Origin of the sequence: Microbacterium oleivorans, assembly GCF_013389665.1 — a bacterium.
Classification (GTDB): Bacteria; Actinomycetota; Actinomycetes; order Actinomycetales; family Microbacteriaceae; genus Microbacterium; species Microbacterium oleivorans_C.
On sequence record NZ_CP058316.1, the window covers coordinates 1,637,271 to 1,648,448 of the forward strand.

Consider the following 11,178-nt stretch of genomic DNA (forward strand, 5'->3'; position numbering starts at 1 on the left):
CCTTCGGATCGATGGAGCTGCTGCCCGGACTCATCCTCGGCGTCATCGCCGTCGCGTTCTCGACCTCGCTGTCGAAGCGTCTGGGCGTCGCGGGTCCGCTGATCCTCGTCGCCGTGGGGCTGGCGGTGTCGTGGCTGCCGATTCTCGACGATTTCGAGGTCGACCCCGAGCTGATCCTCGTCGGCGTGCTGCCCCCGCTGCTGTACGCGGCGGCAGTCCGCCTCCCCGCGGTCGAGTTCCGCCGCGACCTCCCCTCGATCTCCGGACTCGCGGTCGCGCTGGTCGTGATCAGTGCGCTCGCCGTCGGCGGCTTCCTGACGCTCGTGCTGCCGCAGCTCGGATTCCCGCTCGCCGTCGCGCTGGGCGCCGTGCTGAGTCCCAGCGACGCCGTCGCGACATCCATCGTGAAACGCCTGGGGATCTCACCCCGCGTGGTGACGATCCTCGAGGGCGAGAGCCTCATCAACGACGCGACCGCGCTCGTGCTGCTGCGCAGCGCCATCGCCGCCGTCGCGGGCGGCTTCGCCTTCGCCGACACGGTCGGCACCTTCGTGTGGGGCATCGTCGCCGCCGTCGCCGTGGGGGTCGTGGTCGGCATGCTCAACCTGCGCATCCGCGCGCGCATGAACACGGTCGCCGCGACGGCCCTCGGATTCGTCGTGCCGTTCGTGGCCTACCTCCCCACCGAGCACCTCGGCGGCTCGGGACTGGTCGCCGCCGTCGCCGCCGGCATCACCACCGGACAGGGCGCCGCACGCCGGTTCACCGCCGAGCAGCGCGTCTCGGATGAGATCAACTGGCGGACCGTAGAACTGGTGCTCGAAGGTGGCGTCTTCCTCATCATGGGTCTCGAGCTGCGCGGCATCCTGGACGACAACGTCGAGCAGCAGAACGGTCCCGGGAGGGCGATCCTGCTCGCCCTGGCGTCTCTGGCCATCCTGCTGATCATCCGGGCCGCCTACGTCGCCGGACTGATCTTCGTGCAGGGCCGGCGTGCCCGAAGCAGGCAACGCGACCGACTGGAGCAGATCTCGGAGCGGCTCGACAGCCTGCCCCCCGATTTCGCCGGCCGCGGCCGCAACCCCGGCGCGACCCGGCGGCGCCTGCAGGACATGCGCAGCCGCCTGACCCGGGCGTTCAACGACCTCGACTACTACGAGGCCTCGCCGCTGGGCTGGAAGCAGGGCACCATCATCGTCTGGGCCGGGATGCGGGGCGTGGTGACGCTTGCCGCGGCCCAGACGCTGCCCCGCGACACCCCCGAGCGCGAGCTCCTGATCCTCACGGCGTTCCTCGTCGCGGTGATCAGCCTGCTGCTGCAGGCGCTCACGCTGCCCGGTCTGGTGCGGCTGCTGCGCATCCCGACCGGGAGCACCGACCCGGCGGCCCTCCGCGCCGAGCACGACGCGCTCGACGGCGAGCTGCGGACGGCGGCGATCGGCCGGCTGGCCGATCCGACGCTCTCGCTCGACGACGGCGGCCGGTGGGACGCCCGCGCCTTGGCCATCGCGCGTCGGCGCCTCGAGCAGGTGGCCGACGACGATGCCGGTGCTCTGGCGCGCGAGCTGCAGCTGCTGATCATCGGCGCGATGCGCGAGCGCCTGCTCGAGCTCTCGGCCGACGGCGCGTACTCGTCGGAGGTGCTCCGCGAGTCGCAGCGACGACTGGATGCGCAGCAGGTGAGCCTCGAGATGCGCCGGAACGACATCTGACGCGCCGCGATGGTGAAAACCGTTCTCGCGTCGGCGACAATGAGAGCGTGAGCACTCCGACCGACGACGACCGGACGACGCGACCGGCGGCCGACTACGCCGAGACGCGGACGATCGCCCTGCCCGATCCGACGACGGAGGAGCTGCCCGACAGCTTCGCCGCCCTGCAGCCGAGCCCCGCCTGGTGGGCGGCACGTCCCGCCGGCGCACGCCTGGTCGGGCTGGTGGTCTCACGAGACGACATGCCCAGCATCGTCGCCCAGCGCGACGCGCTGTCGCAGTTCGGTGTTCCGATCGACGGCTTCCGCCACCCCGCACCCGAGACCGGGGAGAGCTGGGAGGAGCGCCTGACACGTCTCTTCGGCCACCTCGCCGGCGGCGATGTCGTCGTGGTCTCGGACGTACATGCTCTGGGTCGCGACGCCGACGAGGAGACCCGCACGATCGCCGAGCTGCGCCGTCGCGCCGTCATCGTGAAGGTCCTGGGCTCGCGTCAGGGCTGAATCCTGCCGCGGCGACGACGATCAGGGCGTGCAGCCTCGCACGGCGTCGCCGGCTCCCCCGTTCGAGCGCACGAGCTCCACCTCGATGCAGGTCCGCCCCGACGGGTCGGCGGGCACGGTGACCGTCTCGCCCTCGACTCGCTGTGGAGCCCCGGCGCCGTCGAGCGTCACCGGGTACCAGAGGTAGGTGTCTCCGTCGGCCGGATCGGGGTTGGTCCAGGTGAAGACGACGTCGGCGCCGGCTGCGGCACCGGCGAGGTCGCCGACACGCGGAACGAACCCGGCCAGCGGATCCTGCGGCTCGCTGGTCGGCGGCGCGCTCGCCTGCGGGTCGGCGGGCGCCGCGGGCTGCAGCAGGCTCGCCACCACGACGACCGCCACGACGAGCGCCGCTGCGGCCCCGCCGAGCGCGATCCACAGCCACGCCCGCGATCCTCGCGCGGGCGGCTCGCCGGGACGGGCTTCGGTGCGGAGCGCATCGCCGGCCCCGGGCGGCTCGGACGGGGTCGGCGCCTCCGGCTCGGCGGCTCGAGCGCCGGGCGACGAGCCGCGCTGCACGGTCTGCTCGGCCGCGGGCTCGAGCGTCCGCGGCCGACGGACCGTCGCGTCCTGGCCGGCGGTCGGCGATGGCCGCAGCACCGTCTGATCTTCGGCCGGCGGCGCGAAAGCGGCACCGGAGGCAGCCGGAGCGAAGGGCGAGCCCGCCCCGTCCGACGACCGGCGGCGCGTCGATCCGGCCGGCGGCGCAGTGGTCGGCTCGATGCTGACGATGCCGCGGACCCGGGTGAGCTCGCCGTCGGCATCCTCGTCGTCGTCGGCCTCGGGGGAATCGTCGAGGATGTCGATCGGGGTCACCGAGTGGGCGAGCTCGATCTGCACGCGCTGCAGCGCACGGGCGAGCGCGACCGCGCTGTCGAAGCGGGCCGCCGGACTCTTGGCCATCGCCCGGGCGAGCGCCTGCTGCAGCGACGGGGGCACGTCAGCGCGGTCGAGGGGCTCGAGCGGCGTGGTCTCGATGCGCTGGATGAGGTCGGCGGCGCCGTTGCGGCCGCCGGGCTGCTCGAAGGGCGAGCGGCCTGCGAGCAGCGTGTAGATCGTGGCGCCGAGGGCGTACACGTCCGACCGCACGCCGGAGTCGGGGCCGTCGCCGAACGCTTCGGGAGGCGACCAGGGGATCGACATGCCCGCCGTCTCGTCGGCGCCCTCGGTCGTGGTCGCGATGCCGAAGTCGGTCAGCGCGGGCCGGTTGTACTCGGTGACCAGGATGTTCGCCGGCTTGATGTCGCGGTGCAGGATGCCGGCACGGTGGGCCGTCTCGACGGCCGCCGCGACCTGGATGCCGACCCGCAGCGCCTCGGCGACGGAGAACGCCGCCGCGCGGTAGCGCACCTGGAGATTGGGCCGCGGGCAGTTCTCCATCACCAGATACGGACGCTGGTCCTCAGCGAGGCCGGCCTGGTAGATCGTCACGATGGCGGGGTGGGTCGACAGCATGGCCATCGTGTTCGCCTCGGCGGTGAACTGCTCGACCGAGCCGCCGGCGAGGCGGTCGGGCAGGAGGACCTTCACGGCCACTTTGCGCCGGGGCAGCTGCTGCTCGTAGAGGTACACGTCGGCGAAGCCCCCCGAGCCCAAGAGCTCGAGGTAGGTGAACCCGGGGAGCTCGGGCGGCGGCGCCGGCGGACGCTTCGCGCTCACGGCAGGTCCTCGAACGCGATCGTCACGCCGTCGCCGATGTCGAGCACGTCGCCCGAGACGACCATGGTGGGCTCGCTGGGGTGCAGTCGCACCGGGTCGTTCCCGCCGCGCAGCAGCACCGAGCCGTTGGTCGTGTCGAGGTCGACGACGAGCACGTGCTCGCCCTCCGCACGGATCTCGACATGGTTGCGGGAGATGTCCTGCTCGGGGCTCTCGACGGCGACGAGCGTGGGCAGCGCATCACCGCTCGACCGAGGCGAACGCGGGCGCCGCCCGACGATCACGGTGGTGTCGAGCTCGACGAGCTGACCGTCCGAGATCCGGATGCGGCCGCGCGGGATGCGGCGGGCCGGAACGATCTCGGTCGACTCGAAGACCGCCGGGTCGCCCCGTCGGGCGCTCCGGATGTCGGCGACCGCGATCGTCTCGCCGTCGTGGTCGCCGGCGAACGCCGGAGGCTCCGAGACGACCGTCGCATCGTCGACCGGCTCGACGGGCGGTGCCGACGCGGCGGTGGGCTCCGAGGCGGGCTCCAACGCTGCCGGGGTCGGGCGCACGATCGTCTCGCCCCACATCATGAGGTGCTCCTCGGCTGCCGCCGTATCATCGACCGGCACGACCGTCTCGGACGAGGACTCGACGTCGCCGACCTCGGGCTCGGGTTCGGCCGGCGGCTCCGGCCGGAGCTCGGGCTCCGGCTCGGACTCTGGCTCGGGCTCGGACTCCGGCTGCGGCACCGGCTGCGGCTCCGGCTCGGGCTCCAGCTGCGGCTCCGGCTCGGACTCCAGCTGCGGCTCCGGCTCGGGCTCGGACTCCGGCTCGCCGACGGGCGGCACGGGTGCCGCGGGCGCCGGCGCCCCGGCCGTGCGCGCACCGGGACGGGTGTCCACCAGCTCGAGCGTGACGGCATCCGCGGTCACGATGCCCTCGACGACGGGCAGCGACGAGGTGTCATCCGCCGCGGCGGCGAACAGCGCCGACGCCCGGCGGGCACCGGGCAGGTGACGCTCCGCCCAGGTCGACACGCCCGCACCCGACACCGCGACCGGGCCGTCGGGCGTCTCGACGACGAGCTCGACGGGTCCCCGCACCGCCACACGCACTCCGTCGCTCTCGGCGATGGCGAGCACGAAGTCGGGGATCGCCGCGAGCGAGGTCCCGAAGGCGCCGGTGAGCGCCTCGATCACCGCGCCGATGCCGCGTTCGCCGAGGCGACGCCACACGGCCTCGACCGTGGGGATCGAGACGTTGGCGGGCAGCGCGACCAGCGCGGAGGGAGCCAGAGCGACGCGCCAGGCCTCCGCTCCCGCCGCGGGAACGTAGCGGACCTCGGGCATCAGGAACTCCCCCCTGCGGCCGCACGCGGCCGGGTTTCGATGTCGGCGTCGTCGGAGCGACCGCCGGCGGGCACGGTGTCGTAGAGCTCGTCGGCATCGCCGAGCGCGTCGACGACGATCACCGTGACGTTGTCGCGTCCGCCGTGCAGCAGCGCCTCGTGCACGAGCCGCGTCGCGGCATCCTGCGGCTCGCGCTCGTCGGCGAGGATGCGGGCGATGCGCTCGTCGTCGAGCTCGGTGGAGAGTCCGTCCGAGCACACCAGGATGCGGTCGCCGCCCTCGGCGGGCAGCATCCAGAAGTCCGCCTCGCCGACGCTGCCGGCGCCGATCGCCCGCGTGATCTCGTTGCGGCGCGCGTGCCGCGCCGCGGTGCCGGCATCCATCCGCCCCGCGTCGACGAGCTCCTGCACGACCGAGTGATCGATGCTGATCTGTTCGAGGCGGCCGTGCGACCAGCGATACGTGCGCGAGTCGCCGACGTTCATGACCAGCCAGTAGCCGGCGTCGCCCACCCGCGTGAGCACCACACCGGTGAGGGTCGCACCGGCCGCGCGCTCCCCGGTCGCGAGCGCGTCGACGCTGCTGCGAGCTCGCGCGATCGCCGCGCGGACCTCGGCGTTCGACACGCTCGGCGCACCGACGAAGGCCTGGAACTCGGCGACCACCGCCGCGCTCGCGCGGGCGCCGGCCTCGTGCCCGCCCATGCCGTCGGCCACGACGAACACCGGGGCGGCCGCGAGGTACGCGTCCTCGTTGGCCCGTCCGCGCAGGCCCGCGTGCGTCGCCGCCCCGTGCCCGACCTGCACCGCCGCGCTCGTCACCGCGCGACCTCCACGACCAGCCACCGGTCGCCGAGCTCGATCCGGTCGCCGCTGCGCAGCACCGTGGCGACGCCGGGCTCCGCCGGCACCGCGTCGATCCCACGGGTGAGGACGACGCCGTTCGTCGAGGCGCGGTCGATGATCATCAGGCCGCCGGTCTCGAGCGGGACGAGCTCGAAGTGCGTGCGCGACAGGGTGAGCGTCTCATCGCGCAGCACCACGGCGTCGACGCCGCTCACGCGCAGCGGGTCGCGACCGAAGACGGTCCGCGCGTAGATGGCCGTGCGCGTCCCGTCGTCCCACGCCAGCAGGGCGCGAGCCCCGGCACGGATCTCCGGGATGCCGCCGAGCGGTTCGGTGTCGAAGGCGATCGCGCTCACGAGGTCCCTCCCCGCGGCGTGCGTCGACGACGCAGCGACCGCAGGCTCAGACGCGCCCGCAACCGACGCCAGACCGACACCTGCCCGCTCATGCCCACGACGATAGCGTCGACCTCGCGCCAGAAGGCATCCACGTCGTCCTTGCTCGGCTCGCCGGGCCCGAACACCCGCGCATCGGCCGAGGTCGCGAGCGCGGTGACGTCGGGCTGGGCCATCGTCGTCGCGACGACCTGCGCGCTCTCGGTGCGGGTGGCGCCGCCGGCCACGGGGGCGTTCAGGTCGACGGCGCGGTCGATCAGCTCGTCCCATCCGCCCGAGATGCGGTCGGCGGCCCGTTCGGCGTTCCGCCGCTTGGTGCGGCGCCCGGCCTTGACCGCGCCCATCACGACGAACGGTGCGAACAGGAGCGCGAGGATGCCGACACCGATGCCGGCGGGAACGAGGATGGCGCCGATCCAGTCGAAGCCCGCCTCCTCTTCCTCCTCCTGCTCGCGGTCGTTCGCGATGGCCGGCGGCAGCTCCGCCGGCTCCTGAGCGGGCGGCGGCGGCTGGAGCACCTGGGGCTTCGGGTTGGCGCGAGGGGTGGTGGTCTGCTCGTTGGGCTCGTTGTCCTCGTCGGGTGTCGGGTCGAACGGCACCCAGCCGACGCCGTCGAAGGCCACCTCGACCCAGGCGTGGACGTTGTCACCCGTCGCGACGAACTCGCCGCCGTTCTCTCCCTCGTCGGGATGCCAGCCCATCACGACCCGCGCCGGGATGCCCAACTGCGACGACAGCAGCGCCATCGCGACGGCGTACTGCTCGTCGTCGCCGATGATCTCGTCACCGCCGAAGAAGCTCGTGATGCGTGCAGCGCCGTGGCCCGACGGCGAGAACGGGTCGTCTTCCAGCCCGTGGCTGAAGTAACCCTCGGTCGAGAGCCAGGTCTGCAGCGCACGCGCCTGTTCGATCGGGGTGTCGGCTTCGCCGACGGCGTCCGTGGCGACCTGCGACAGCCCCTCGGGCACACCCTCCTGCTTGGGCATCTTGACCGGGGCGAACGGGACGTCGGCGAGGGCCTCGTCGCCGGGCACGGGCGGCAGCACGGTGTCGACCGTGTAGGTCACGCCGCCGCTGAGACCGGCGGTGACCGCCGCGGTGCCGGTGGCGTCGTTGTAGTGCGCGCTGCGGCGGAGGTCATCGGCGCGGGATCCCGTGAACTCGATCGACTGCACCGAACCCGCGTCGGGGAGCCAGACGCCGCGGAGCTCGTCGATCTCGAACTCGAGGCGGGCGGGCGCCCCCTCCGCATCGGGCGACATGTTCGACCGCAGCGGGGTGAACGAGCTCGACGAACCGGCGCCCTCGTCCGAGACGTTGACGACCATTCCGTTGTACGCGTCCATCGTCGCGAGCCGGATGCGCGCCTCGTCGGGAAGGCCGCGCACGGTGAACAGCGGCGTCTCGGCGTCGTCGCGCACGAGGCCCCGGAACGACTGCAGCGGACTCGCGTACTGCTTGACGTCGAAAGGCGGGATGACGATGTCGCGCAGGACGTAGCGCGTGGTGGGCGGGCTCGCGAACGCCGCGGTCGTGACGCCGACGCCGACCGCCACCGCCACCACGGCCGTCCCCGAGATGAGGCGGCGCAGGCGGGTGTGGCGGAGGGCGTCGGCATCCGAGACCGCCGTCGGCTCGACGCGGACGGCGGCACGGTTGGGGTCCCAGGCCTGACGCAGGGCCAGCCAGACGGCCGCGACGACGGCGAAGACGATGCCCTGGAGCAATGGCACGGCCGGGACGGTCATACCGAGCAGGATCTGCCCGACCAGGAAAGCGGTGACCGGGATCAGGGCCCAGGCGGCCTGCCGCAACCGCAGCGCGAGGGAGGCCGTGAGCACCGCCGCGACGAGGGTGAGCAGGAACGGCACGATGAGGTGGCCGTCGTAAGGGGCGACCGGCGCAACGGTGGTCAGCAGGCGCTTCCACGACTGCACCGAGCCGACCGCGAGCTGCGCCCAGGTCTCGAGAGTGGGGATGAAGCCGAGGAGCGTGGTCTGCGGGAGGGCGAGAGCGCCGCCGAAGAGGAAGTAGGCGACGACGGTGAGCCCGGCAGTGGGCAGCACACCCCAGCGCTGACGGGCGCACAGCCAGGCGATCGCGACGCCGACGGCGATCGCTCCGAAGCCGGCGACCAGATGCGCGCCGCCCTCGAAGGTCGGGCCGAAGCCGACGACCGCGACGGCGAGCAGCAGCACGACGGCGACGAGGTCGAGCACGAGACGGCGGACGGCGGGCGAGATCACGAGAGCACCTTCCGCATCGCCGGCGCGAGCTGATCCAGTGCGCTCAGCGAGATGACGTCCGCGTCGCCGACCCGGCGCAGCAGCGGCACCTCGATGGAGGTGTCGGCGACGATCGCGAGCACGCGCACGCCCTGCGGCAGGCGCGAGCAGGCGAGCTTGAGCTCGCTCGAGTCGGTGCCCGAGCCGCAGAAGAGCACGATGATGGCGATGTCGTGGGCGTTCGCCGCGATGGTTCCGGCCAGGGCGACGATGCCGCCGTCGCGCTGGCGCGAGTACTCCAGCTGCGACAGGTTGTCGAGCATCCGGCGCGGCCCCTGCGTGCGCAGTGGTCCGCGCTGGGTCCGTGCTTCGAGCATGCGGGAATCGCGCAGCGCGCGCAGCCCGATCGAGCCGGCCGCCGAGATCGCGAGCTCGAACTCCTCCGGATCGGCGTAGTCGCCCGCAAAGGTCGACAGCCCGAGGACGAAGTGCGAACGTCGCGTCTCCTCGTACTGACGGATCATGAGGTCGCCGACGCGGGCCGTCGACTTCCAATGGACGTGGCGCAGGTCATCGCCCGGCTGATACTCCCGCAGGGCGTGGAACGACACATCGTCGAGGGCGAGCTGCGTCGAGGGGAGCCCCTCGAGGTCGCGCAGACGCCCCAGCGAGAGTCCTTCGAGGGGTGTCGTGCGCGGGTGCACGTACAGGTCGACGGCGTTGCGCCGGTCGTTGCTGCGCTCGAAGAGCCCGAGAGGATCGCCGCGCAGCACGCTCACCGGGCCCACGGCGAGCACGCCGCGAGCAGTGGTCGGGATGGCGAAGAGCTCCTCGTGAACACCCTTCGGCGACAGCCGCGGAACGTCGAACTCGCCGCGCCCCGAGCCGACGGGCAACACGACGCGGGAGGGCAGGATCGACCGGGACGTCGCGTTGACGAGGGTGAGCCCACCGATCGCGCGCTCCCCGACGATGACGTGCGTGCGCGTCAGATCGAGGTCGACGTCGTAGGCGGTGCCTCCGAAGAGGAAGGGGATGCTGATGACGATGATCGTCGTGAGGATCACCGCCGCGATGGTCATCTCCTGCCACCCGAAGCGCAACGCGACCACCCACAGCACGACCGTCGCCGCCAGCAGCACCCACCCCAGCGGGCGGATGGTGCGGGTCACCGCGCGGATGTACCGCAGTGCGATCGCCCACCAGGCCTCGGCGCGCTCGCGCAGGACCACGATGCGGGACGGCGCCTCGGCGTTCACGGGCGCGGCGTCGGCTGCGAGCGTGGTCGTCCCGACGCGCACGGTGGCGTCGGCATCCCGGGTCGTCGCCCCCAGCGTGGCGGCATCCGCCTCGACCGCTGCGCCGGAGGTCGTGCCCGCGCTGTCGCCCGCGCCGGCACCTCGGCCCCGGCGGCCGCGACGTGTCGACGTCGAGGCGGGCGGGGGTGTGGTCATCAGGCGTCCGCCCGCGCGAGCGGCGCCTCGACGTCGGCGAGGGCGTTGTTCATGACCGTCTCGGCGGTGGTGCCGGTGAACTCCGCCTCGGGGTCGAGCACGAGCCGGTGCGCCCAGACGGGCACGGCGAGCAGCTTGATGTCATCGGGCACGACGTAGTGGCGTCCCTGTGCCGCCGCGTAGACCTTGGCGATGCGGATCATCGCGATCGCGCCGCGCACCGACACCCCCAGGCGCGTAGCGGAGGCCTCGCGCGTCGCCTCGACGATCTGTGCCGCATAGCGGGCGACGACCGGATCGATGTGCACCGTCGCCGCGAGGTCGGCCATCTCGCCGACCGCCTTGGTCGTGATGACGGGCTTCAGGCTCGCCGACGGGTTGCGGTCCACGGCGCCCACGAGGATGCGCTCCGACACCGCGAGGGTGGGGTAGCCGATGGAGGTCTTGATCATGAAGCGGTCGAGCTGGGCCTCGGGCAGCTTGTACGTGCCGGCCTGCTCGATGGGGTTCTGGGTCGCGATCACCAGGAACGGCCGCCCCACCTCGTGCGCCACGCCGTCGACGGTGACCCGCGACTCCTCCATGACCTCCAGCAGCGCCGACTGGGTCTTCGGCGACGCGCGGTTGATCTCGTCGGCCAGCACGATCGACGAGAAGACCGGGCCGCGGTGGAACTCGAAGCGCTTGTTCTGCTGGTCGTAGATCGTCACGCCGGTCACGTCGGAGGGCAGCAGGTCGGGCGTGAACTGGATCCGGTTCGACGTTCCCTGCACACTGGCGGCGATCGCCTTCGCCAGGCTCGTCTTGCCGGTTCCCGGTGCGTCCTCGAGCAGCACGTGCCCCTCGGCGATCATCGCCGAGAGCACGAGCGCGACGACCTCGCGCTTGCCGAGGAGGGCGGCGTCGACGTTGTCGATCAGGCGCGCGAAGGTGTCGCGGAACCACGCTGCCTGCTCGGGTGTCATGCTCATTCGTTCTCGTTCCTCGTGGTGAGTGGGATGCGTGGAGG

Annotated in this window: 9 protein-coding genes; 2 read left to right on the forward strand and 7 right to left on the reverse strand. The window is 72.7% G+C overall.

Annotation, left to right across the window (positions count from 1 at the left end):
* The first annotated feature begins 11 nt into the window (after positions 1-11).
* Both HW566_RS07865 and HW566_RS07870 read left to right on the forward strand, forming a co-directional pair.
* Positions 12-1,712, forward strand: a complete 1,701-nt coding sequence (locus tag HW566_RS07865) for a cation:proton antiporter (RefSeq protein WP_178011835.1) — start codon at positions 12-14, stop codon at positions 1,710-1,712.
* A 47-nt stretch (positions 1,713-1,759) separates the two neighbouring features.
* Entirely contained in the window at positions 1,760-2,215 is a 456-nt protein-coding gene (locus tag HW566_RS07870) for a dehydrogenase (RefSeq protein ID WP_178011837.1), read from the forward strand.
* Positions 2,216-2,236: 21 nt separating this feature from the next.
* Here HW566_RS07870 and HW566_RS07875 read toward each other — a convergent pair whose 3' ends face one another.
* From HW566_RS07875 to HW566_RS07905, 7 genes are read right to left on the reverse strand one after another with little or no spacing between them, the layout of a single operon-like run.
* The gene (locus HW566_RS07875; RefSeq protein WP_178011838.1) at positions 2,237-3,913 is read right to left on the reverse strand and encodes a serine/threonine-protein kinase; all 1,677 of its coding nucleotides are present in this window, start codon (positions 3,911-3,913) and stop codon (positions 2,237-2,239) included.
* On the reverse strand, positions 3,910-5,250 hold the full coding sequence (locus tag HW566_RS07880; RefSeq protein WP_178011840.1) for an FHA domain-containing protein: 1,341 nt from the start codon (positions 5,248-5,250) through the stop codon (positions 3,910-3,912). Before HW566_RS07880 ends, HW566_RS07875 begins: the two co-directional genes overlap by 4 nt.
* Positions 5,250-6,071 (reverse strand): PP2C family protein-serine/threonine phosphatase, encoded by an 822-nt coding sequence (locus HW566_RS07885; protein WP_178011842.1) that lies wholly within the window; start codon positions 6,069-6,071, stop codon positions 5,250-5,252. Before HW566_RS07885 ends, HW566_RS07880 begins: the two co-directional genes overlap by 1 nt.
* On the reverse strand, positions 6,068-6,451 hold the full coding sequence (locus HW566_RS07890; RefSeq protein WP_178011844.1) for an FHA domain-containing protein: 384 nt from the start codon (positions 6,449-6,451) through the stop codon (positions 6,068-6,070). The genes HW566_RS07885 and HW566_RS07890 overlap by 4 nt, the downstream gene beginning before the upstream one ends.
* The gene (locus HW566_RS07895; protein ID WP_178011846.1) at positions 6,448-8,736 is read right to left on the reverse strand and encodes a transglutaminaseTgpA domain-containing protein; all 2,289 of its coding nucleotides are present in this window, start codon (positions 8,734-8,736) and stop codon (positions 6,448-6,450) included. The genes HW566_RS07890 and HW566_RS07895 overlap by 4 nt, the downstream gene beginning before the upstream one ends.
* Positions 8,733-10,169: a DUF58 domain-containing protein gene (locus tag HW566_RS07900; RefSeq protein ID WP_178011848.1), complete on the reverse strand. Its 1,437-nt coding sequence runs from the start codon at positions 10,167-10,169 to the stop codon at positions 8,733-8,735. Before HW566_RS07900 ends, HW566_RS07895 begins: the two co-directional genes overlap by 4 nt.
* Complete coding sequence (locus HW566_RS07905; RefSeq protein ID WP_178011850.1) at positions 10,169-11,140, reverse strand: AAA family ATPase; 972 nt, start codon at positions 11,138-11,140, stop codon at positions 10,169-10,171. Before HW566_RS07905 ends, HW566_RS07900 begins: the two co-directional genes overlap by 1 nt.
* Positions 11,141-11,178: the final 38 nt, after the last annotated feature.